The sequence below is a fragment of the Enterobacter sp. GER_MD16_1505_Eko_090 genome (assembly GCF_003331015.1).
In the GTDB taxonomy this organism is placed as follows: Bacteria; Pseudomonadota; Gammaproteobacteria; order Enterobacterales; family Enterobacteriaceae; genus Enterobacter; species Enterobacter roggenkampii.
The window spans coordinates 157,342-180,807 of the sequence record NZ_PUQF01000005.1; the positions used below are offsets into that span (position 1 = coordinate 157,342).

Below are 23,466 nucleotides of genomic sequence, written 5' to 3' on the forward strand. Positions count from 1 at the left end.
GCAAAGCTCCTTATTGACGACGCGCCAGCACTTCCGCGTGGTGACGTTTTTCACCGATCATCACAACAACCAGCAGCAGTACCGCCAGCACGCTTCCGCCGATCATCACCATAAAGCCGCCGTCCCAGCCGAAGAAGTCAACGGTATAGCCCACGATGGCGCTCGCCGCGACCGAACCGCCGAGGTAGCCGAACAGGCCGGTAAAGCCCGCCGCCGTTCCCGCCGCTTTCTTCGGCGCCAGTTCCAGGGCGTGCAGACCGATCAGCATCACCGGACCGTAAATCAGGAAGCCGATGACGATCATACAGGCCATATCCACACCCGGATTTCCCGGCGGGTTGAGCCAGTACACTACCGTCGCGATGGTCACCAGGGTCATAAAGAAGACGCCCGTCGCACCGCGGTTGCCCTTAAACACCTTGTCCGACATCCAGCCGCAAATCAGGGTGCCCGGGATACCGGCGTATTCATACAGGAAGTACGCCCAGGAGGATTTATCCAGCGCGAAGTGCTTCACCTCTTTCAGGTAGGTCGGAGACCAGTCGAGGATGCCGTAGCGCAGGAGATAAACGAACACGTTGGCGACCGCGATGTACCACAGCAGCTTGTTCGGCAGGACGTACTTCATGAAGATTTGCTTCGCGGTCAGCTCTTCTTCGTGCTTCTCGCTGTAATCATCCGGATAGTCATTTTTGTACTCTTCAATCGGCGGCAGGCCGCAGGACTGCGGCGTATCGCGCATCAGGGCGAAAGCAATAATCGCCACCAGAATGGCACCAAAGGCAGGCATGTAGAGCGCCGCGTGCCAGTCGTTGAACCAGGCCATCCCCAGCAGGAACAGCAGCGGCGGAATACCGCCGCCCACGTTATGGGCGCAGTTCCACACCGACACGATGCCGCCGCGCTCTTTCTGCGACCACCAGTGCACCATGGTGCGTCCGCACGGCGGCCACCCCATTCCCTGGAACCAGCCGCAGAGGAACAGCAGCACGAACATGATGGCAATGCTGGAGGTTGCCCATGGCACAAAGCCCATAAACAGCATCACCGCTGCCGCCAGGATCAGACCGGCAGGCAGGAACACGCGCGGATTCGAGCGATCCGACACGGAACCCATGATGAATTTGGAAAAACCGTAGGCGATGGATATCCCCGACAGCGCGAACCCCAGATCGCCGCGGGAGAAGCCCTGCTCTACCAGATACGGCATGGCGAGCGCGAAGTTTTTACGTACAAGGTAGTACGCCGCGTACCCGAAGAAGATCCCCAGGAAGATTTGCCAACGCAGACGGCGATAGAGCGGATCTATTTCTGCCTCTGGCAGACGCGCCCTGTGGGGCGCAGGTTTGAAGATACTGAGCATAACAGCCTCCGTGGCCTTGAAATGAGTGAGCAGGTGGCTCGCACCTGAATTCCAGAGGCGGGGATGTTAAGAAATCACGGTGATTGTTACTGTGAATCAACGCACAGATTGTTACAGAAATATGACAGAATGCGCAAAAAAGCGCATGAAATCACGTTTCACTTTCGAATTCCGCGCGTTTATGTTCGAAATCAAACAAACCACAAAATTACTATGGCTAAATGATAAAAAACGAACATAGAGGGTAAACAATGACCAGTCACGATCCTCGTTATAGTGATGTGATAATCATTGGTGGTGGCGCAACCGGCGCCGGGATCGCGCGCGATTGCGCCCTTCGCGGCTTAGGCGTTACGCTTCTGGAACGCCATGATATCGCCACGGGCGCAACCGGACGGAACCACGGCCTGCTGCACAGCGGCGCCCGGTATGCGGTCACCGACGCGGAATCCGCGCGCGAATGTATTGCTGAAAACCAGATCCTCAAGCGTATCGCACGCCACTGCATTGAGCCGACCGACGGCCTCTTTATTACCCTTCCCGAAGATGACCTCGCCTTTCAGGACACCTTTATTACCGCCTGCACTGCCGCGGGCATTCAGGCGGAGGCCATGGATCCGGCGCTGGCGCGGCGGCTGGAACCGTCGGTCAACCCGGCGCTTATCGGCGCGGTGAAAGTCCCTGACGGTACCGTCGATCCGTTCCGCCTGACCGCCGCCAACATGCTGGACGCCCGTGAGCATGGCGCACGCATTCTGACCGGACATGAAGTGACCGGGCTTATTCGCGAAGGTCATCGCATCTGTGGGGTGCGGGTGTTTGATACGCAGTACAACGAGCACGGCGAGCTGTATGCCGCCGTAGTGGTTAACGCGGCGGGGATCTGGGGGCAGCGGATTGCGGAATATGCGGACCTGTCGGTGCGCATGTTCCCGGCGAAAGGCTCGCTGCTGATCCTCGACCACCGCATCAACAACCACGTGATTAACCGCTGCCGCAAGCCGTCTGACGCCGATATCCTCGTTCCGGGCGACACCATTTCGTTAATCGGTACGACTTCAACGCACGTGGACTACAGCGAGATAGACTACAACCGCGTGACCGCCGAAGAGGTCGACATCCTGCTGCGCGAAGGGGAAAAACTGGCCCCGGTGATGGCCCAGACGCGCATTCTGCGCGCCTACGCGGGCGTGCGTCCGCTGGTCGCCAGCGACAACGACCCGAGCGGACGGAACGTCAGCCGGGGCATCGTGCTGCTCGATCACGCCGCGCGCGACGGCATGGACGGGTTTATCACCATCACCGGCGGCAAGCTGATGACCTATCGCCTGATGGCCGAGTGGGCGACCGATGCCGTCTGCCGCAAGCTCGGAAATACCGAGCCGTGCGTCACGGCAGAACAGCCGCTGCCGGGATCGCGGCAGTCCACCGAAAAAACGCTGCAGAAAATCATCTCCCTGCCCGCGCCGCTGCGCGGGTCCGCGGTATACCGCCACGGCGACAGAACGCCACCGTGGCTTGGTGAAGGAAGATTGAGCCGCAGCCTGGTGTGCGAGTGCGAAGCCGTGACGGCCGGTGAAGTGCAGTACGCGGTGGAGAACCTGACGGTCAACAGCCTGCTCGATCTCCGCCGCCGCACCCGCGTCGGAATGGGCACCTGTCAGGGCGAGCTGTGCGCCTGCCGTGCTGCGGGGCTGCTGCAGCGCTTTCATACCACCACAGCCACCCAGTCGCTCGATCAGCTCAGCGCGTTTTTAAACGAGCGCTGGAAAGGCATTCAGCCTGTCGCCTGGGGCGATGCCCTGCGTGAAAGTGAATTTACCCGCTGGGTCTACCAGGGGCTTTGCGGTCTGGAGAAGGAGCAACACGATGAAATTTGATACCGTGATTGTCGGCGGCGGGCTGGCGGGCCTGCTCTGCGGCATTAAGCTCACGAAGCAGGGGCTGCGCTGCGCCATTATCACCCGGGGGCAGAGCGCCCTGCACTTCTCGTCGGGCTCGCTGGATCTGGTGGACGAAGCGTACCGCGATAAGCTGCCGCCGGAGCACCCGTATCACCTGGTTGGCGCACAGCATATTGACCGCTTTGCGCTGGAAACCGAAGCGCTGCTGGCGGAGTGCGGCGCGCGTCTGCAGGGCAGCGCCAGGTTCAATCACCAGCGCGTTACGCCGCTAGGCACCCTGCGTTCCGCCTGGCTCAGCCCGGAGGAAGTGCCCGTTGCCCCCATTCACGCGGGACGCGTGCGGGTGGTAGGGATTAGCGGCTTTCTGGATTTTCAGCCCCATCTCGCGGCGGCGTCACTTTGTCGCCAGGGCGTTAACGCCGAAACGGCAGAGATAGAGCTGCCTGAGCTTGATGTCCTGCGCGATAACCCGAGCGAATTTCGCGCGGTGAATATCGCCCGTTTTCTGGATAACGAGGACAAATGGCCGCTGCTGTATGAGGCGATCAGCCCGCTTGCGGCAGGATGCGATGTGCTATTGATGCCCGCGTGCTTTGGCCTGAACGATAACCGACTCTGGCGCTGGCTCTCAGACCGTCTGCCCTGCACGCTCGGTTTGTTGCCCACGCTGCCGCCTTCCGTACCGGGTATTCGCCTGCATACCCAGCTCCAGCGCCAGTTTGTTGCGCAGGGTGGCGTCTGGATGGCCGGTGATGAGGTGAAAAAAATCACCCTGACGGACGGCGCGGTGAGCGAAATCTGGACGCGCAACCACGACGATATTCCACTTCGCGCCCGCTATACGGTGCTGGCAAGCGGCAGCTTCTTCAGCAACGGGCTGCTGAGCAGCCGGGAGGGCATCCGGGAAGCCATTATGGGGCTGGATGTTCGCCAGCGAGCCTCCCGCGCGGACTGGTATCAGAGTGATTTCTTCTCGCCGCAGCCCTGGCAGCAGTTCGGCGTGATTGTCGATAACCACCTGCATCCGCAGCTTGCCGGTAAGCCCGTCAGTAATCTCTTTGCCATCGGCTCGCTGCTGGGCGGGTACGATCCCATTACCCAGGGATGCGGTGGCGGAGTCTGCGCCGTCACGGCGCTGTATGTGGCAGAGCAGATTAGCCAGCGCACGGAGGCTGAACAATGAACGATACCCGTTTTGAAAGCTGCATCAAATGCACGGTGTGTACCACCGTCTGCCCGGTCAGCGGCGTCAACCCACGCTATCCCGGGCCTAAACAGGCCGGGCCGGACGGCGAGCGTCTGCGCCTGAAGGACGGCAAGCTGTACGATGAAGCGCTGAAATACTGCATCAACTGCAAACGCTGCGAAGTCGCCTGCCCGTCGGATGTGAAAATCGGCGATATTATCCAGCGCGCCCGGGCGCGCTACAGCACGCAAAAGCCGTCGCTGCGGGACGCGATTCTGAGCCATACCGATCTGATGGGTAGCGTCTCGACGCCGTTTGCCCCGCTGGTGAATGCCGCGACCGCTCTCAAGCCGGTGCGCCAGCTGCTGGATGCCACGCTGAAGATTGACCATCACCGCAGCCTGCCAAAATATTCTCACGGTACGTTCCGTCACTGGTATAAATCCGTGGCGGCAGAGCAGGCGCAATTTGCCGAACAGGTGGCTTTTTTCCACGGCTGCTACGTGAATTACAACCACCCGCAGCTGGGTAAAGATCTGCTGAAGGTGCTGAACGCCATGGGAACGGGCGTTCAGCTACTGAATAAAGAAAAGTGCTGCGGCGTGCCGCTGATTGCCAACGGGTTTACCGATAAAGCGCGCAGGCAGGCTCAAAGCAATGTCACCTCCCTGCGCGAGGCGATTGTCGAGAAAGGCATACCGGTATTGGCGACCTCATCCACCTGTACCTTCACCCTGCGCGACGAGTATCCGCATCTGCTGGACGTGGACAACACCGGCCTGCGCGAGCACATCGAGCTGGCGACGCGCTTCCTGTGGCGCAAGCTGGACAGCGGACAGACGTTGCCGCTGGGGAAATTACCCCTGAAAGTGGTGTACCACACGCCGTGTCATATGGAAAAAATGGGCTGGTCACTCTATACGCTTGAGCTGCTGCGGTTAATTCCGGGGCTGGAGCTGACGGTGCTGGATTCACGCTGCTGCGGGATTGCGGGAACCTACGGCTTTAAGCGTGAAAACTACGAAACGTCGCAGGCGATCGGCGCTCCGCTGTTCCGTCAGATTGAGGAGAGCGGCGCGGATATCGTGGTGACGGACTGCGAAACCTGCAAGTGGCAGATTGAGATGTCCACCAGCAAGCGCTGCGAGCATCCGATTACGCTGCTGGCAAAGGCGCTCGGGTGAACATGGCCGGGGCGAAAGGCCCCGGCACAGGCGTTACTCCACGAACAGCGATTCAACCACGTTAATCCAGCCGTGCTCGCTGGCCACCTCTTTGCCATTCAGCCAGCGGCGCAGCATGTTCAGCGCCATCATGGCGCACACCTCCTGACGCACCGCCAGGCTGTGGCGGGTAATGCTCATTTTTACCCGCAGGGCGTGGGTGCCCTCGGGCGTCGCCAGCGCGAAGTTGAGGTATTCCTCATCCAGCCCGCCGACAAACAGCGCCAGACCGGCAAAATGCTTCACCCTTCTCTCGGACGCCCAGCGGGCGGTCTGCGCCAGAGTCTCCTGCTGGAACGGCACCACTTCGCTGGCCAGCAGCGGCGCGTTGACGCGCGACAGCTGCAGCGCCAGCAGGCCACCGGTGAACTGTTCGCTTAAGGTCACGCTCAGCTGACGCGACTGCAGATGCTTCGCAATCTGCGCCGGTAGCCCTTCCGTGCCTTCAAAGATCAGGCTTTCACCCGCTACGCGCTGCACCTCAGGCCACAGCGCCAGCATCGCCTCTTTCTGGGTGGCCGGTCCGGTCAGCTTAAGCTCAATGATCGGCATGGAGGAGCGATAGCCCATGGAGACGCCCGGCGGGAGTGAGAGGTGATCGAGGCTCTGGGCCAGATCGCTTTCCGAACGGCCAAACGTGGTCAGACGCAGGCACAGCGGGGGTTCCGGCAGGGTAAAACGCTGGCGAAGGCGCGGCAGGATCTGCTGCTCGACCATCACTTTAAATTCTGAGGGCACGCCCGGCGTGAAGAACATCAGGCAGCGGTTCAGCTGCATGGCAAACCCGCACGCGGTACCGACCGGGTTATCGACCAGTTCAGCACTGGCGGGAATTTCAGCCTGTTTGCGGTTGCTGGGGGCCATGACGCGGCCACGTTCGGAGAAAAAACGCGCCATCTGCGAGAGCCACGCCTCATGCAGCACCAGCCCTTCGCCTTTTGCGGTCGCGGCGGCCAGGGCACTGAGATCGTCACTGGTGGGGCCGAGCCCGCCGTTCACAATCAGCACGTCGCACTGTTCACTGCGCTCGCGCAGAACAGCGACCAGTGACTCAAGATTGTCGCCCACCGTATTGCAGCGCGTTAACGGTAATCCTTGCTCAAAGAAAAGATCGGCAAGCCAGGCAGCATTGGTATCAATAATTTGTCCATGCAGCACTTCGTCGCCGGTGGATAACATCTCCACGTTAATCATTGTGTTCTCCCGCTTATTTGGTCAAAACACTATAGCGCAAACGCGGGGTGGAGAAGAGGAGAAACTGGCGCGACAGCATGCCGCGCCGGAGAGATTAGAAGCCTGCGCTCACGCCCACGTATGGACCGTCGGCCAGCGCGTTGTCGCGGTTGCCGTCTTTACCGGCCAGGTTCAGATAGCGATAGCCTGCTTCGATGGTGATTGGACGCATGATGGTCCAGCGCGCGCCGGCGTTGGCTTCCTCATAGCTGTCGATACCGCTTGAGAGGGAATCTGGAGAGTAGTAGTACTCGCCAAACAGGCCGAAGCTGTCGCCAATTTTCCACTGCAGGCCGCCGCCCACTGCCGCCGCATATCCTTCGTCACCGTCATTTGGGTTGGTATAGATACCTTTACCGCCGACGGTCGCCAGGAACGGGCCCAGAGGAACGTTGAGGCCCAGGCCGAGGCTAGCCGCGTCGCCGTCGTCATCGTTATGCGTCCAGCCGCCGGTCATCGCCAGACCGGATGTCTCGGTACCCATGCCGAAGCCCAGGTGGGTATAATCCTGACCCGCCGAGCCGTTAATGCTAATGGCGTTCGCCGCCGCAGATACAACCATCAGGCCGAGGCCCAGTAATGCCACTTTTTTCATTGTCGTGATCCCGCACAATTTTTATAGAGAAGTCCCAAAACCGCGAGATTTTAACCTGGGTCTTCCGGGGATCAAGCACTCTGCGTGCGGCAGGCCAGTAGATTGTAACTATTTGAAACGGCTATTATCCCTTCAGCGTTGCGTTCACCCACTCCTGCAGCGCGCGGCGCGAAACTTTAATGCCGCCATTTTTGAGTTCGGTCGGCAAAAGCAGCCAGCGGACGGGTTGTTCAAAACGCGCCACCTTGTCCCTGACCCAGTCGGGTAAAGTGGTGATATCCGTTCCCGGCTCGCACTCCACCACCGCCACCGGACGTTGCCCGAACTCAGCGTCGTCCAGCGGAACGATAAACACCTGGTTAACCTGCGGGTGCGTGGCGATAACGCGCTCGAGCGATTCCGGCTGGATCCCTTCTCCGCCGCTAAAAAAGAGGTTATCCATGCGGCCGAGGATCGTCAGACGGCCGTCATGCCATTCCCCGCGATCGCGAGTGGCAAACCAGCCCTGCGCGTTGGTCAGCGGTATCAGCGCGCCGTCCCGCCAGTAGCCTGAGGCCATGCTTTGCGCTCTGATCCAGACTTCACCGTTAACGACCTGCACCTCTCTGCCCGGCAGCGCATAGCCCACGTCCGGCTCGCCGTCGGCCTCTTTCGCACAGACGGTAGAGGCGAACTCGGTCAGACCGTAGCCGCAGAAGGTGCGTATATCCTGCTCTCGCGCCTGTTCGGTCAATTCCACAGGGATGGCCGCCCCGCCCAGCAGCACCGCTTTCAGTGCGACAGGCTGGTGGGCATTCAGCAAACGCCAGAGCTGGGTTGGCACCAGCGAGGCGTGGGTGCAGCCGCACAGCGCCTGCTCCAGAGGCTGTTTCTCGCGCACGGTTAACCGCGCGCCAGCCTGCAGCCAGCGCCATAAAATCCCCTGGCCGGAAACGTGAAACAGCGGCAGCGAAAGCAGCCAGTCGTCATCTTCACCGTAGGGCATCAGCGCCAAAACGCCGCGCGCGCTGGCAAGATGGGCCTCGCAGGTATGGACCGCCGCTTTCGGCAGCCCGGTGGAGCCTGAGGTCAGCGTCATGGAGGCCAGCCGCGCCGGTTGCCACGCAGCGCAATACGCATCGGCGAACTCGCGCATGCTCAGGGCAGGAAGGCCGTCGTAGCTGCCGTCCAGCACCAGCGCAAAGCGCAGCGTCATCTGCGGGAGCAGCACGTCCAGCAGCGGGCGCGGCAGCTGCGGATTAACGGGAAGAATACGCGCCCCGCACTGGAGCAGCGCCAGCCACGCCAGCAGGGTGTGCGGGTGGTTATGGGCCAGCAGCAGCACGCCGTCGCCCTCCTCCACGCCCTGACGGTGAAAGCCCGCCGCAAGGCTGTCGATGCGCGCGCACAGCTGTTGCCAGCTGAGCACCTCGTCGTTCAGCCTCAGAGCCGGTTTATCGGCAAATTGCGCACGCCAGTGCCGCCACGGCCAGTCGGTAAAACTCATCGCAACGGCTCCAGCGCCGCGACGTCGAGGCACGGCAGCGCGCTGTCCGGCCACGGGCGAAGAAGCTGAGCCTGCATCAGGTTCAGCGTGTCGAGGCCGGGGACCGTGTCAGGCGTTAACCAGGCGGCAATGCGCGCCAGCTGGGTTAGCCCAAGGCTGGACTCAATCGACGAGCTGATGACCGCCGTCAGCCCTAAGGCGTGCGCCGCCGCGACCTGCTCGCGCACTTTCGCCAGGCTGCCGGTCAGCGTCGGTTTAATCACCACCGCGCTGACGCCGGGCTCGGCAGCGAATTCAAAATCGGCCTCGCGCAGGCTTTCATCCCAGGCGATGGCAATCCCCGTTTCGCGGGCGAACGCGCGCGAATCGTCGCGGGTTTTGCACGGCTCTTCGAGGAAGGCAATGCGGCTGCGGTACGCCGGATTGACGTACTTTGCAAACTGCTGCGCCTTAAGCGGCGTCCAGGCGCGGTTGGCGTCCAGACGCAGATGCAGATCGGGGATCGCCTCCAGCAGCAGGTTGGCGACCATGCCGTCACGCACCGCTTCATAAAGCCCGACTTTGATTTTCGCGACCTTCTCGCCCGGCATAGCAGAGAGCAGCGCGAAGAGCTCGTCCGGATCCCCTGTACAGAGCGGTGCCGCGCGGTAATTCCCGGCTTCTGGCAAGCTGCCGTCCAGCTCCGCCAGCGCGCAGCTGATACCAAAGGCCGCGGAAGGGACATCCGGTAACGCCGGGTTCTCGCCCTCACGCCACGCGTCCGCCCACGCCAGCAATGCAGCCTGCGCATCCTCCAGCGACTCGAGGCTAAAGCCAGGCAGAGGCGAAATCTCGCCCCAGCCTTCCCGCTCGCCCTGCTGCAGATGCACGAAGAAGCCGTCACGGGTTTTTAACCGCCGTTCACGCAGCACCACGCCCGCGTCCATCGGTATCTGCCAGCGGTAAACCTGCGCGCGACGCATTACGGATTCCGTTTGTATTTGCTGAAGTCTGGCTGGCGTTTTTCGTTAAACGCGTTGCGCCCTTCCTGACCCTCTTCGGTCATGTAGAACAGCATGGTGGCGTTGCCCGCCAGCTCCTGCAGACCCGCCTGACCGTCGCAGTCGGCGTTGAGTGCCGCTTTCAGGCAGCGCAGCGCCATCGGGCTGTTTTGCAGCATTTCGCGACACCAGCGCACGGTCTCTTTTTCGAGATCGGCAAGCGGCACCACGGTATTCACCAGGCCCATATCCAGCGCTTCCTGCGCGTTGTACTGACGGCACAGGAACCAGATTTCACGGGCTTTTTTCTGCCCGACGATGCGCGCCATGTAGGAGGCACCCCAGCCGCCGTCGAAAGATCCCACTTTCGGGCCGGTCTGGCCGAAGATGGCGTTTTCAGCGGCAATGGTCAGGTCGCACATCATGTGCAGCACGTGGCCGCCACCGATGGAGTAGCCCGCCACCATCGCCACCACCGGTTTTGGACAGGTGCGGATCTGACGCTGGAAATCGAGGACGTTCAGGTGGTGCGTACCCGTATCGTCCTGGTATCCGCCGTAGTCGCCGCGCACTTTCTGATCGCCACCGGAGCAGAACGCTTTCTCGCCTTCGCCGGTCAGGACAATCACGCCGATGTTGTCGTCATAGCGCGCATCCGCCAGGGCCTGAATCATCTCTTTCACGGTCAGCGGACGGAAGGCGTTACGCACCTGCGGGCGGTTGATGGTGATTTTGGCAATACCGTCGGTGGATTTGTGGTAACGAATGTCGGTGTAGCCTTCGGAGCAGTCCTGCCATTCAACCGGGGCGTAAAGCATGTGTTCATCAGGATAGATCATAGAGTGTCCTTTATTCGAAGACGCAGTATCTGAGCCAGACTCGCGGCAACCGCGTCGGGGTTTTCCCGGTGGGCGTTGTGTCCGGCGTTGGGAATTGCATGGCAGACGGCGTTCAGCTCCGCAGCAAGGGCCGCAAACTTCTCATCACGTTCGCCATAGAGATAATCAAAAGTGAAATCACGTGCGCTTAACGCGGTACGCAGGTCGGGCTGCACGGCCAGCGACGTCGCCTCGAGCATCATCGCCAGCGCCGCGCCGTTGTTCTGGCTGCGCAGGGTAATCAGCGCGTCGCGCTGGGCGTCCGTCAGGGAGGCAAACACGGGCTGTTGGTACCAGTCAGCGAATACCTTTTCCAGCGGTTCGCTGCGAAAACGCGTCGCCCAGCGGCGGTCGGATGCCAGCCGCGCCTGTCGCGCATCGGCATCCTGCAGGCCCGGATGGCCGCCTTCTACCGTCACGCCCAATAGCCCCTTTGGCTGCTGGCAGGCATGGAACATCGCAATGCGGCCGCCGAGGGAGTACCCGACGAGCCAGAATTTCAGTATGTTGTAACTAATAAAAGTTCGGGTAAGCAACGCGCTCATCTCGTCGAAGCCCGTCACGCCCAGATTCCGGGATCCGCCGTGTCCCGGCAGATCCAGATACAGCCTGGGGTAATCGCAAAGCCGCTCACCAACACCCTGCCACTCGCGGCAATCGCCGGAAAAACCGTGCAAAAAGACCAGCCAGGGATAGCCTGGTTTTCCAGCCTGCTGCACGCCCGAGAGGATCACAGCTGGCTCACCTGCGCCAGCAGGCTTTGCAGGGCCTGCGCACCGTCAGCCTCGTTCACCACCAGCTCAATCAGCGTCGCGCCGGGCTGCTTCCAGGCGGAGCTTAGCGCCGCATCCAGCTGTTCCCAGCTTTCCGGGCGATGGTATTTCAGGCTGAACATTGCCGCGGCATGTTCGAACTGCACGTTCTGCGGCATCAGATAGAAGCGCTCGCGCTCGCTCTGCGGCGTGGGCAGCAGGGAGAAAATCTGCCCGCCGTTGTTGTTAACCACAATCAGCACGAACGGGGCAGACGCCTGACGCAGCAGCGCCAGCGCGTTGAGGTCGTAGAGCGCGGAGAGATCCCCCACGATGGCCAGCGTCGATTTTGCGCTGGCGCGCTGCACGCCCGCCGCCGTAGAGATCAGCCCGTCGATGCCGCTGGCACCACGGTTGCTGTACACCGGGTAGCCCGCGGGCAGCTGCGAAAAGGCGTCAATCAGCCGCACGACCAGGCTGTTGCCGACAAACAGCTGCCCCTGCTCGGGCAGGTACTGGCGAATACGGTGCGCCAGCCCGGCCTCGCTGAACGCTTCACAGCGCGCATGGGTCAGTTCCCACGCCTGGCGCGACAGGTCCGGGAGGGTAACCGCCCAGGGTTTGCGTTTTTCAGCCGGATGGAGCGCCAGCCAGGCGTCGATACGGCTGACCAGACGACGACCGCGATGGTGCGCCGGGTCAAGACGCCCTTCCAGCGCGTCCACCAGCCAGTATTCGTCCGGCGTGCAGGTGGCCTGCCACTGCAGTAACCGCTTGCCGGTTAAACTCGATCCAAGCTGGACCACAATCTGCGCCTGCGACAGCTCGGTGACCGCTTTGGCATTACCCAGCCAGAGATCCGCGCACGGCAGCGGCTGCCCGGTCTGGGAAAGCACGTCGCCGATCAGCGGCCAGCCCAGGGTTTGCGCCCATTCGGCGACCAGCTTGCCTTCGGCAGCGCTCATGCGCCCGGCGATAACCACGCCGCGCTTCTGCCGCCAGAAGAACCAGTCGCGCTGCTTCGCGCTCTCAAGGTGCGTCTGCTCGCGCAGCCACGGTTTTTCACTCTGCCACCAGTCACCGAGGGTCTGCTGCCAGTCAAGACCCGTATCGTCCAGCTCGCCGTACAGCGGCTCGGCAAACGGGCAGTTAATATGCAGCGCCCCGCCGCGCAGCGTCTCCATGGTATGATCGACGGTGGAGACCAGCCAGCTTGCCGGAATATCCTGGGTGGGACGGGGCAGCGAAATCGTCTGCGAAGGATGCGAAGAAAAGAGTCCCGGCTGACGGATGGCCTGATTGGCGCCGCAGTCGATAAGCTCAGGGGGACGATCGGCCGTCAGCAGAATCAGCTTTTCACCGGTTAACCCGGCTTCAATCAGAGCCGGATAGAGGTTCGCCACGGCAGTACCGGAAGTGACAATCACCGCCACGGGTTCTTTGCTGACCTTCGCCAGACCCAGCGCGAGATGCCCGAGGCCACGCTCATCAAAGTGGGTGTGGTGAATCAACGCCCGGTTTTCGGCGGCCGACAGCGTCAGCGGCGTTGAGCGAGAACCCGGTGCAATACACACGTGCCTGACGCCATGGCGCGTCAGGGCTTCAAGGATCACCGCCGCCCAGCGTCGGTTAAAAGAACTTACTGACATGAGATTGTCCGGTATCAAGAATGCGACACAGTATAAATAATAGAAAAAATTGGAATTTTGATGTGAATCGGGATTGCGCGATTCAGTATTAATCCCTTAGGAGCAGAGAGCGCAATCCGGCCGCTTTGTTTTCAATCTCCTGCCACTCCTGCTCCGGGTCAGATCCGCTGACAATACCGGCGCCGGCATAGAGCCGCAGCGAGTCCTCATGGACGCGGGCTGAACGCAGCGCCACGCAGAACTCACTCTGGTCAGGCGATAAATACCCGGCCGAACCGGCGTACCACTCGCGGTTAAAGGGCTCAACCTTCTGAATAAACTCGCGCGCAGGCTGTCGCGGCAAACCGGCAACGGCCGCCGTCGGCTGTAGCATATGCAGGCACTGCTCGTCGTCGGCCTGTTTGAGCTCGGTCCAGATACAGCGGCGCAAATGCTGCACCTTACGCAGGCGCACCACCTGGGGGGGCAGTACCTCAAGCGTCTGCGTAGAGTGCTGAAGACGCTGGCAGATATCCTCCACGACCAGCATATTTTCGCGCTGGTTTTTATCGTCGTTCAGCAGCCACTCGCCCAGACGCTGCGCCTTTTTATCATCGGTATGGCTGGCGACGGTGCCCGCCAGCGCTTCGGTGCGCAGCAGCGTGCCGCGTCGCCGCCAGAGACGCTCGGGCGTCGAGCCGAGAAACGCGTTGCTGGCGTCGAATACCATGCAGAAGTGATAGCAATGTAAATTGAGGGCGCGGCTGGCCGCCATCAGCGCGACGGGGTTAATGCGCTGTGTAAACTGAAGATCGGTGGCCCTCGCAAGGACAACCTTTTCAAAATCACCGCGCGCGATGGTTTCGGTCGCCCTGCGGACAAGTTTCAGCCATTCGGCCCGTTGAGGCTGATGGTTTTCGTGCTCAACCTGAACGGCCAGCGGACGGATAGGCCTGGCTGGCTGGAGCTGCTGTAAAAAATCCCGCGCGGCATGGGCATCTTCCTGAAGTGAATAATCGCTCCACAGCTGCAGACGCAGCGTAGCGGTGCCGGCGGTACGTCGCCAGAGCAGTCGCGGTAAAAAGAGGCTGCCCTGCTCCGGATTAAAGGCGTTCAGGCCGCAGATGCGGGTATCACCTGCCGCGTTTTGCTCGCGCAAAAACTGCGTGGCTAACGCCAGAGAGGAAAAGGTGATAACCGCCCCCAGCGCGGCCAGCTCTTCATCGCCGTTACGCTGCTGCCAGTAAAACTGCGGATAGCACTGCTGCGCCCCAAGCCAGGCGAGAGGGTCGAAGGCATCGTTTAACGGGAAAGAGACGTCGAAATGACGTATGCCGGGCGTTGCGGGTAACGCTTGCGAAAGCTGGGTACGCAATTGCTCCAGCGCGAGGAAAATCGAATTCACGCGAACCTCTCCCTGTTAAAACCTCGTATTATACGGGGTACTGGCAATAAATAGCAGTACCCACGTATAGGGAGTGGTTAAGCGGCTTAACGACGGGCCAACAGCAGCCCCAGTACCAGGCCTACGGCAGCCCCCACGCCAATACCCTGCCACGGTTTTTCATGCACGTAATCATCGGCACGATACACCGCTTTTTTGGCGCGGTAGTAGTAGGTATCAGACGCATGGCTGACGCGGTTTTTCACTTCATGAAGCGCCTGTTCGGCACGGGCTTTTAGCTCAATATATTTCTGATCGGCAGGGTCGCCCGAGGAACGTAACACCTCTTCCAGCGTTTCGCTCAGTAAGGCCAGGTCGTCGTCGATACGGGTATCCCAGGATTGAAATGACATATTTTTCTCCATGTTAGTACACCAGTTCGCTAACTATAGCCAACGACTCGCCATTACGCCTGCTTCGCTTCCCGCGCCATGCCGACGTGGGGAATGCCGTCTTCGTCGTATACTTCGGTGACCGGCACGAAACCAAAGTGGCCGTAGAAGGACTGCAGGTGCGCCTGTGCGCCCAGGTATAACGCCTTGTTCGGCCACTGTTTCTGGCATGCCTCCAGCGTTTTCTCCATCAGCTGATAGCCCAGTTTTTCACCGCGCGCTTTGCCGCTGATGATGACCCGACCAATCACGACAGGCTCGAATTCGTCCTCGCTTTTCAGAATCCTCGCATACGCCACCAGCTCGTTATCCCGCCAGCCAAGGATATGGCGGTTCTCGCCGACGAGATCGTCGCCGTCGATGTCCTGATACGGGCAGGTCTGTTCAACCACAAACACTTCGCAGCGCAGTTTCAGCAGGGCGTAAAGTGAATGAACGGTGAGGTCACTATGGTGTAAATCTTGCCACTGGATCATCTCTTTCTCCTTCCTGGGGTTCATCACGTTATACTAAACCCCTCCCCGTTCGGCAAAGGGCTGATTGCGTTATGGAACTGATTTTTCTGGGTACGTCCGCTGGCGTGCCAACCCGCTCACGAAACGTGACGGCAATTCTGCTGGATCTTAAGCATCCCACCCGCGGCGGGCTGTGGCTGTTTGACTGCGGTGAAGGGACGCAGCATCAGCTGCTACACACCGCTTATCACCCCGGCAAGCTGGATAAAATTTTTATCACCCATCTGCATGGCGATCATCTGTTTGGCCTTCCCGGCCTGCTGTGCAGCCGCTCGATGGCCGGTAACGCCAACCCGCTGACGATTTACGGGCCTGCGGGTATTCGTGAATTTGTTGAAACCACGCTGCGCCTGAGCGGGTCGTGGACCGATTATCCGCTGGAGGTGGTTGAGATTAGCGAAGGCCTGGTTTTCGATGACGGCGATTATAAGGTAAGCGTTCAGCCGCTCAATCATCCTGTGGAATGCTATGGCTACCGTGTTGAAGCGCATGACAAACCCGGCGCGCTGGATGCCGCCGCGCTAATGGCCGATGGCGTAAAACCCGGGCCGCTGTTCCAGCGCCTGAAGCACGGCGAGACCGTCACGCTGGAGGACGGGCGCGTCATCAATGGGCAGGATTATCTCGCCGCACCGCAGCCCGGCAAGAAGCTGGCGATCTTTGGCGACACGGCCCCGTGCCGGGCGGCGCTCACGCTTGCCCAGGGCGTGGACGTGATGGTGCATGAAGCGACGCTTGAAACGGCGATGGAAGAGAAAGCCAACGGCCGGGGCCATAGCTCCACGCGTCAGGCGGCGCAGCTAGCCCGTGACGCGGGCGTCGGGAGGCTCATCATCACCCACGTCAGCTCGCGCTACGACGCGCGGGGCTGTGAAAAGCTGCTGGCAGAGTGCCGCGCGCTGTTCCCGGAATGTGAGCTGGCCGAAGATTTCGCTCAGGTCAGCGTTTAGTCCTTCATTTTTCCCTCAGGATGCCGATAACGATTAAAAGGTCAGCATTTCTCTCGAGGGTAGAATGGATAATTTCCAGAAAGATATTGATGACAGGGCGAATCTGACCCTGTCGAACCGTTTTGAACTGTTGCTGTTCCGTCTTGGCACCTCTCTTAACGAAAATAAATCTGAGCTGTTTGGCATTAACGTCTTTAAGCTGCGTGAAATTGTGCCGATGCCGGAGTTCACGAAACCCGCCGGGATGAAATCACCGCTGATGGGAATGGTGAATATCCGCGATCAGGTGATCCCGGTGATTGACCTGGCCGCCGTGGCGGGCTGTAAGCCCACCACCGGGCTGAATATCCTGCTGATCACCGAATATGCACGCAGCGTGCAGGCGTTTGCCGTGGAGTCGGTTGAGAACATCATGCGTCTGGACTGGAAGCAGGTGCACGCGGCGGAAACCGCCGTCAGCGGTCGCTATATCACCAGCATTGCCTGCCTGGATGAGAAAACGGATACCAACGATCTGGCGATGGTGCTGGACGTTGAGCAGATCCTGTATGACATCACCCCGGCCAACCACGATCTGCACGCCACCAATCTGAAGACCACCAAATTCCATATCAAGCCGGGCGCGGTCGCGATTGTGGCGGAAGATTCCAAAGTGGCGCGTTCGATGCTGGAGAAAGGTCTGCAGGCGATGGAGATCCCAGCGCAGCTGCACATCACCGGCAAAGACGCGTGGGAAAAAATTGGCGTGCTGGCCGCACAGGCACAGGCTGAGGGCGTGCCGATCACCGATAAGATCGCGCTGGTGCTGACCGACCTCGAAATGCCGGAGATGGACGGTTTTACGCTGACGCGCAAAATCAAAACCGATCCGGTATTGAAGGATATTCCGGTGGTGATCCACTCTTCCCTTTCCGGCAACGCCAACGAAGACCATATTCGCAAGGTGAAGGCCGACGGGTACGTCGCGAAGTTTGAGCTGAACGAGCTGTCGTCGGTGATTGAGGAAGTGCTGGACCGCTCGATGAAGAAGATTGACGGGCCGTTGATTAGCCGTAAACAGCTGGCTTAGTCGGGTGGCGCTACGCTTACCCGACCTACAAAACCCGTAGGCCCTGCAAGCGTAGCGACGCTGGGCAATAAAAAAACCCGCCGAGGCGGGTTTTTTGTTTTTACATCAGCGGCATCGCGCGCTGCACGATATCAATCAGCGGTTGCGGATAGATACCGAAGATCAGCACCAGCAGCGCGGAGATGAGTACCACGATACCACCAGCGCTGTACTGCCAGTTGCCTGGAGCATCACGATTGAGCTGCTGAGGTGCGCTCAGGTACAGGCTCACGGCCACGCGCAGGTAGTAGTAGAGACCAATCGCGGAGCCGATCACCACGCCCGCGGTCAGCCACCACAGGTGCGCCTGCACACCGACGGCCAGCACGTAGAACTTACCGATAAAGCCGAGCGTCATCGGAATACCGGCCAGAGAGAGCATCATCACGGTCATTACGGCGGACAGGATCGGACGGTGCCAGAACAGACCACGGTAAGAGAACAGTGAATCGGCATCCGGACCACGGTACGGGCTGGACATCAGGCTCACCACGCCGAAGGCGCCGAGGCTGCTGAACAGGTAGCCGGCCAGATAGACGCCCACGGCTTCCATCGACATCTCACCGCTCTGCAGCGCAATCAGCGCCACCATCAGGTAGCCCAGATGAGAGATAGACGAGTAGCCCAGCAGACGCTTGATATTGGTCTGGCTCAGCGCCATCAGGTTACCGAAGATGATGGAGACGAACGCGATGATGCCCAGCACCACGCGAACCGCTTCGCTGTCACCCACCGGCGCGTACAGGAACAGACGCATCACCACCCCGAAGATGGCGATTTTGCTCGCCGTCGCCAGGAAGGTCGACACCGGAGCCGGTGCACCCTGGTAGACGTCTGGCGTCCACAGGTGGAACGGGACCAGCGAGAGCTTGAAGCCAAGGCCAACAATCATCATGCCCAGACCCGCCAGCAGCAGCGGCTCATGCAGCATGCCGTCACCGAGGCTCTTGCCGAGCGCCATAAAGGAGAGGTTACCGGACTGTGCGTACACCAGCGCAATACCAAACAGCAGGAACGAGGACGCCGCCGCAGACAGGATGGTGTACTTGATGCTTGCTTCCAGCGAGCGCTTCTGGCGGAAGGCGTAACCAATCAGACCGAACAGCGGCAGAGAGATCAGCTCAATGCCGAGGAACAGCGCGGCCAGGTGGTTCGCATTCGCCAGCAGAATGCCGCCCAGCGCGGCAATCAGAACCAGCAGGTAAAACTCTTCTTTGTTGTCGTTGTAGCCTTCGAGCCACGGGTACGCAAAGGTACAGGTTGCCAGGCTCGCCAGCAGCACCAGACCGGTATACAGCATGGCGTAACCGTCAACGCGCATCAGCGGGGTGACGTCCATCGCCCCACCCTGGCCAACAAACCAGAGTGAGACTAACGCGGCGTTCAGGCCGATGACCGACAGCGTGGCATTCAGGAAGTGATTGCGTCGCCACGCAATGGAGAGCATCACAACCACCACCGTCAATCCGACGATCAGCAGCGGTAGCAGCGCGATCAGTTGTTGTGGAGTTATTGTCATGGCGAATTACGGCCTTGTAGTAGAAACAGAATTAACAAACCACTGCTGGATATTGCCCATCGCGCTGTGCGAGGTATCCAGAATCGGCTGCGGGAAGAAGCCCAGCAGCACCAGCAGTACGACCAGCAGCAGGATGATGAACAGCTCACGCAGCGACATCCCCGGCAGTTCTTGTGCAGCAATTTCGCTCTTCGCTTTACCGAAGTAAGCGCGGTGCAGCATCGCCAGCGAGTAGACGGAAGCGAACACCAGACCAAAGGTGGAGATCACGGTAATCACCGGTACCACTTTGAAGCTGCCGAACAGAATCATAAATTCGCCGACGAAGTTACCGGTGCCCGGCATCCCCAGAGTCGCCACCGCGAAGAACATGGAGAGCGCTGGCAGCCACTTAATTTTGCTCCACAGACCGCCCATCATACGCATGTCGCGGGTGTGCAGACGTTCGTACAGCTGGCCGCACAGGATGAAGAGACCGGCTGCGGACAGACCGTGCGCAATCATCTGGATCACCGCACCCTGGTACGCCAGCTGGCTGCCGGTGTAGATAGCAATCAGCACGAAGCCCATGTGGGAAACGGAGGTGTAGGCAATCAGACGCTTGATGTCGTACTGGGTGAAGGCCATCCAGGCACCGTAGAAGATACCGATCACACCCAGCCACATGGCAATCGGTGCGAACTCTGCGGAGGCGTTCGGGAACAGCGGCAGTGCAAAGCGCAGCAGACCGTAGGCCGCGGTTTTCAGCAAGATGCCCGCCAGGTCAACAGAACCCGCCGTTGGCGCCTGAGAGTGCGCGTCTGGCAGCCAGCCGTGCAGCGGAACCACCGGCATTTTCACCGCGAAGGCGATGAAGAAGCCCAGCATCAGCAGGTATTCTACGCCGTGCGACATTGGGGTCTTCAGCAGGTCTTCGTAGTTGAAGGTCCAGGTGCCGGTCGCGTTGTGGTGAACAAACACCAGCGCCAGAATGGCAATCAACATCACCAGACCACTCGCCTGGGTATAGATGAAGAACTTGGTTGCCGCCGTGATACGCGTTTTACCGTCGGACGCCTTGTGGCCCCACAGCGCGATCAGGAAGTACATCGGCACCAGCATCATCTCCCAGAAGAAGAAGAACAGGAACATGTCGATGGCAAGGAACACGCCGATCACGCCGCCCAGGATCCACATCAGGTTCAGGTGGAAGAAGCCCTGGTATTTTTCGATTTCTCGCCAGGAGCAAAGTACCGCCAGAACGCCGAGCAGGCCGGTCAGCACCACCATCAGCAGTGAGAGACCGTCAATCGCCAGGTGGATCGTAATGCCGAAACGTGGGATCCACGGCAGGATGAACTCAGACTGCCACTGCGGAATGCCCGCAGACTGGGTCAGTGAGTAACCGCCCTGCAACCACAGTTGCAGGCCAAGCGCGAGCGTCAATCCCATGGTGATCAGCGCGATCCAGCGCGGCATCTTCACGCCAAAGCGTTCAGTCTGCCAGCACAGGAAGCCGCCGATGAAGGGAATTAATATTAGCCAGGGTAGTAACATGGCGATTTACATTCCTTTTTAAGGCCCCCAGCAGGGGCCTGATTTTCAACGAATTCGAATAAAATTCACTTAACGATCAACGCAACACCATCAGCAGCGCCAGCACGACAACCGCACCGATGCTCATGGACGCCACATACCAGCGCAGGTAACCGTTCTCGCTGTACAGCAGGCCTTTGCCTGCAAAGCGGGAAAGGATCGCCGGGATGTTCATCAGGCTGTTCAGCGGGTCGCGCTTCAGCAGCCACGCGATGCCCAGGAACGGCTTAACGAAGATCATGTCGTACAGCCAGTCGAAGCCCCACGCGTTGTACCACCAGGTGCCCAGCAGACGGCCCGGCGCACTGTTGGCCACGGCAGTGACCAGCGTACGTTTGCCCAGCCACAGCCATGCTGCGATCAGGATGCCCGCGATAGCGACCACACCGGAGGTGATTTCAAGCGTCAGAACGCGACCGTGCTCAAGCTCGGTGGTGTCTGGCAGTACGCCCTGCAGCGGAGGCACAATCATCGCGCCAACGAAGGTGGACAGTACCAGCAGCACAATCAGCGGCAGGTGATGGGTAATCCCCTTCCCTGCGTGAGCGTGAATTTGTTCTTTACCGTGGAATACGATGAAAATCATACGGAAGGTATACAGGGAGGTCATGAACGCACCGACCAGACCCGCAACCATCAGATTGATATGACCATTCGCCATGGCACCCGCAAGGATTTCGTCCTTACTGAAGAAGCCCGCGGTGATCAGCGGCAGTGCCGCCAGCGCCGCGCCGCCCACCAGGAAGCAGACATACACCAGCGGGATGGACTTACGCAGTCCGCCCATTTTGAAGATGTTCTGCTCGTGATGGCAGGCCAGAATCACCGAACCGGATGAGAGGAACAGCAGCGCTTTAAAGAACGCGTGCGTCATCAGGTGGAAAATGGCCGCGTCCCAGGCCTGAACGCCCAGCGCGAGGAACATGTAACCAATCTGACTCATGGTGGAGTACGCAAGTACGCGCTTGATGTCGGTCTGCACCAGCGCGGCAAAGCCTGCCAGCACCAGCGTGACCGCACCGACGATACCCACCAGGTGCAGAATTTCCGGAGTCATCAGGAACAGGCCATGGGTACGCGCAATCAGGTACACACCGGCGGTAACCATGGTCGCAGCGTGGATCAGCGCGGAGACAGGGGTTGGACCCGCCATCGCGTCGGCCAGCCATGTCTGCAACGGCAGCTGCGCGGATTTACCCACGGCACCACCCAGCAGCATCAGCGTTGCCCACCACAGCATGTTGTTGCCTGCGGCGAAGTGCGCTGGCGCCAGTTCAACCATTTCGCGGAAGTTCAGCGTGCCCAGTTCGTTGTAAAGAATGAACAGCGCGAAAGCGAGGAAGACGTCACCCACGCGGGTCACGACGAACGCTTTCATGGCCGCTGCGCCATTCTTCGGATCGGTATAGTAGAAACCGATCAGCAGGTAAGAGCACAGGCCCACGCCTTCCCAGCCCAGATACATCAGCAGCAGATTATCAGCCAGCACCAGAACGACCATGCTGGCGATAAACAGGTTGGTGTAGGCGAAGAAGCGGGAGTACCCCTCTTCACCGCGCATATACCAGGAGGCGAACATGTGGATCAGGAAGCCAACGCCGGTGACCACGGAAAGCATGGTCAGCGAGAGGCCATCCAGCACCAGGTTGAAGCCGATGTTGAAATCACCGACCGACATCCAGGTCCACAGCGGCACGCTGAAAGGCTGACGCCCGTTGTTAAAGAAGTCGATACCCGCATACGCTGTCACCAGCGCGGCCAGGCCAACAGAGCCCATGCCGACGGTTGCAGACAGATTCTCAGACCAGCGGCCGCGAGAAAACGCCAGCAGCACGAAGCCAATCAGCGGAAAAATAATGGTTAAGGCAAGCATGTTCATCCACGCAACTCACTTACTGAATCGATGTTCAGATTCTGGCGGCGACGATGGAGCTGCAGCAACAGCGCCAGGCCAATACTCGCTTCGGCAGCCGCAAGGCTGATGGCGAGAATGTACATCACCTGACCATCGGTCTGGCCCCAGTAGCTTCCGGCGACCACGAAGGCCAGCGCGGAGGCGTTAATCATGATTTCCAGCCCGATCAGCATAAACAGCAGATTGCGGCGGATAACCAGACCGGTCAGACCCAGAACGAATAAAATCGCAGCGAGGATCAGTCCATGTGTTAAGGGGATCATGCGCGCTCCTCCGTTTTTCTTTTCGCGCGGTCGTCAGTGCGGTTGCTCAGCACCTCGCCAGCACGCTCTTCGCGGCCAACGTGGAAGGCCACAACCAGACCTGCCAGCAGCAGCATGGAGGCCAGTTCAACCGCCAGAACGTATGGGCCAAAGAGCGTAATACCGACCTCTTTAGCGCCGATCGGCGTGCCGTCGATGCCCTGATCGTTAACACCCAGAATGGCGTACACGATCACCACCAGCATGATGGCCGACAAAATTGCCGGGCCGATCCACACCTGCGGTTTTAACCACTGACGTTCCTGCTCGATTTCAGAGCCGCCCAGGTTCAGCATCATCACGACGAACACGAACAGCACCATGATGGCCCCGGCGTAGACGATGATTTCCAGCGCACCGGCGAAGTGCGCGCCCAGTGCGAAGAACACCCCGGAAATAGCCAGCAGCGAGATGATTAAGTACAGCAGCGCATGCACCGGGTTGGTGTGCGTGATCACTCGCAGCGTAGCCAGGATGGCGATAAGGCCACAGATATAAAAAGCGAATTCCATTGCCCT

Annotated in this window: 21 protein-coding genes; 5 read left to right on the top strand and 16 right to left on the bottom strand. The window is 59.9% G+C overall.

Going from position 1 to position 23,466, the window contains the following annotated elements; translation table 11 throughout:
• Positions 1 to 10: 10 nt before the first annotated feature.
• Positions 11 to 1,363, bottom strand: coding sequence for a glycerol-3-phosphate transporter (gene glpT / locus C6A40_RS07630; RefSeq protein WP_021241541.1), 1,353 nt, complete (start codon positions 1,361 to 1,363; stop codon positions 11 to 13).
• 251 nt (positions 1,364 to 1,614) lie between these two features.
• Here glpT and glpA point away from each other — a divergent pair, with 251 nt between their 5' ends.
• The 3 genes from glpA to glpC are packed head-to-tail and all read left to right on the top strand — an operon-like array spanning position 1,615 to position 5,637.
• A complete protein-coding gene (glpA, locus tag C6A40_RS07635; protein ID WP_114191254.1) occupies positions 1,615 to 3,243 on the top strand; it encodes an anaerobic glycerol-3-phosphate dehydrogenase subunit A in 1,629 nt (542 codons plus the stop codon).
• A complete protein-coding gene (gene glpB / locus C6A40_RS07640) occupies positions 3,233 to 4,450 on the top strand; it encodes a glycerol-3-phosphate dehydrogenase subunit GlpB (protein WP_045334318.1) in 1,218 nt (405 codons plus the stop codon). Before glpA ends, glpB begins: the two co-directional genes overlap by 11 nt.
• On the top strand, positions 4,447 to 5,637 hold the full coding sequence (gene glpC / locus C6A40_RS07645; RefSeq protein WP_045334316.1) for an anaerobic glycerol-3-phosphate dehydrogenase subunit GlpC: 1,191 nt from the start codon (positions 4,447 to 4,449) through the stop codon (positions 5,635 to 5,637). The genes glpB and glpC overlap by 4 nt, the downstream gene beginning before the upstream one ends.
• A 33-nt stretch (positions 5,638 to 5,670) precedes the next feature.
• On the opposite strand, the gene C6A40_RS07650 is transcribed toward glpC, so the two are convergent.
• The 10 genes from C6A40_RS07650 to C6A40_RS07695 form a co-directional block, all read right to left on the bottom strand.
• Positions 5,671 to 6,870 carry a nicotinamide mononucleotide deamidase-related protein YfaY gene (locus C6A40_RS07650; protein ID WP_045334314.1) on the bottom strand — a complete coding sequence of 400 codons (1,200 nt, stop codon included), beginning with the start codon at positions 6,868 to 6,870 and terminating at the stop codon, positions 5,671 to 5,673.
• Between the two features lie 94 nt (positions 6,871 to 6,964).
• Positions 6,965 to 7,504 carry a YfaZ family outer membrane protein gene (locus C6A40_RS07655; protein WP_045334312.1) on the bottom strand — a complete coding sequence of 180 codons (540 nt, stop codon included), beginning with the start codon at positions 7,502 to 7,504 and terminating at the stop codon, positions 6,965 to 6,967.
• Positions 7,505 to 7,628: 124 nt separating this feature from the next.
• Complete coding sequence (menE, locus tag C6A40_RS07660; protein WP_045334310.1) at positions 7,629 to 8,990, bottom strand: o-succinylbenzoate--CoA ligase; 1,362 nt, start codon at positions 8,988 to 8,990, stop codon at positions 7,629 to 7,631.
• The gene (gene menC / locus C6A40_RS07665; RefSeq protein ID WP_045334308.1) at positions 8,987 to 9,952 is read right to left on the bottom strand and encodes an o-succinylbenzoate synthase; all 966 of its coding nucleotides are present in this window, start codon (positions 9,950 to 9,952) and stop codon (positions 8,987 to 8,989) included. The genes menE and menC overlap by 4 nt, the downstream gene beginning before the upstream one ends.
• Positions 9,952 to 10,809: a 1,4-dihydroxy-2-naphthoyl-CoA synthase gene (gene menB, locus C6A40_RS07670; protein ID WP_045334306.1), complete on the bottom strand. Its 858-nt coding sequence runs from the start codon at positions 10,807 to 10,809 to the stop codon at positions 9,952 to 9,954. The genes menC and menB overlap by 1 nt, the downstream gene beginning before the upstream one ends.
• Positions 10,806 to 11,582: a 2-succinyl-6-hydroxy-2,4-cyclohexadiene-1-carboxylate synthase gene (menH, locus tag C6A40_RS07675; protein WP_045334305.1), complete on the bottom strand. Its 777-nt coding sequence runs from the start codon at positions 11,580 to 11,582 to the stop codon at positions 10,806 to 10,808. Before menH ends, menB begins: the two co-directional genes overlap by 4 nt.
• Positions 11,579 to 13,249, bottom strand: coding sequence for a 2-succinyl-5-enolpyruvyl-6-hydroxy-3-cyclohexene-1-carboxylic-acid synthase (gene menD, locus C6A40_RS07680; protein WP_045334303.1), 1,671 nt, complete (start codon positions 13,247 to 13,249; stop codon positions 11,579 to 11,581). The genes menH and menD overlap by 4 nt, the downstream gene beginning before the upstream one ends.
• Before the next feature lie 88 nt (positions 13,250 to 13,337).
• The gene (gene menF, locus C6A40_RS07685; RefSeq protein ID WP_045334301.1) at positions 13,338 to 14,633 is read right to left on the bottom strand and encodes an isochorismate synthase MenF; all 1,296 of its coding nucleotides are present in this window, start codon (positions 14,631 to 14,633) and stop codon (positions 13,338 to 13,340) included.
• 86 nt (positions 14,634 to 14,719) lie between these two features.
• The gene (elaB, locus tag C6A40_RS07690) at positions 14,720 to 15,025 is read right to left on the bottom strand and encodes a stress response protein ElaB (protein WP_008500219.1); all 306 of its coding nucleotides are present in this window, start codon (positions 15,023 to 15,025) and stop codon (positions 14,720 to 14,722) included.
• A 53-nt stretch (positions 15,026 to 15,078) separates the two neighbouring features.
• Entirely contained in the window at positions 15,079 to 15,540 is a 462-nt protein-coding gene (locus C6A40_RS07695; RefSeq protein ID WP_032663163.1) for a GNAT family N-acetyltransferase, read from the bottom strand.
• Between the two features lie 71 nt (positions 15,541 to 15,611).
• On the opposite strand from C6A40_RS07695, the gene rbn reads away from it, so the two are divergent.
• Together rbn and C6A40_RS07705 are read left to right on the top strand one after the other, a co-directional pair.
• On the top strand, positions 15,612 to 16,529 hold the full coding sequence (gene rbn / locus C6A40_RS07700) for a ribonuclease BN (protein ID WP_045334299.1): 918 nt from the start codon (positions 15,612 to 15,614) through the stop codon (positions 16,527 to 16,529).
• Between the two features lie 64 nt (positions 16,530 to 16,593).
• Complete coding sequence (locus C6A40_RS07705; protein ID WP_023312530.1) at positions 16,594 to 17,598, top strand: chemotaxis protein; 1,005 nt, start codon at positions 16,594 to 16,596, stop codon at positions 17,596 to 17,598.
• A gap of 100 nt (positions 17,599 to 17,698) precedes the next feature.
• On the opposite strand, the gene nuoN is transcribed toward C6A40_RS07705, so the two are convergent.
• From nuoN to nuoJ, 5 genes are all read right to left on the bottom strand, one after another.
• On the bottom strand, positions 17,699 to 19,156 hold the full coding sequence (gene nuoN / locus C6A40_RS07710; protein ID WP_008500215.1) for an NADH-quinone oxidoreductase subunit NuoN: 1,458 nt from the start codon (positions 19,154 to 19,156) through the stop codon (positions 17,699 to 17,701).
• 6 nt (positions 19,157 to 19,162) lie between these two features.
• Complete coding sequence (gene nuoM, locus C6A40_RS07715) at positions 19,163 to 20,692, bottom strand: NADH-quinone oxidoreductase subunit M (RefSeq protein WP_008500214.1); 1,530 nt, start codon at positions 20,690 to 20,692, stop codon at positions 19,163 to 19,165.
• Between the two features lie 76 nt (positions 20,693 to 20,768).
• Entirely contained in the window at positions 20,769 to 22,610 is a 1,842-nt protein-coding gene (gene nuoL, locus C6A40_RS07720) for an NADH-quinone oxidoreductase subunit L (RefSeq protein ID WP_023325763.1), read from the bottom strand.
• Positions 22,607 to 22,909 (bottom strand): NADH-quinone oxidoreductase subunit NuoK, encoded by a 303-nt coding sequence (nuoK, locus tag C6A40_RS07725; RefSeq protein WP_003861496.1) that lies wholly within the window; start codon positions 22,907 to 22,909, stop codon positions 22,607 to 22,609. The genes nuoL and nuoK overlap by 4 nt, the downstream gene beginning before the upstream one ends.
• The gene (nuoJ, locus tag C6A40_RS07730) at positions 22,906 to 23,460 is read right to left on the bottom strand and encodes an NADH-quinone oxidoreductase subunit J (protein WP_008500212.1); all 555 of its coding nucleotides are present in this window, start codon (positions 23,458 to 23,460) and stop codon (positions 22,906 to 22,908) included. Before nuoJ ends, nuoK begins: the two co-directional genes overlap by 4 nt.
• Positions 23,461 to 23,466: the final 6 nt, after the last annotated feature.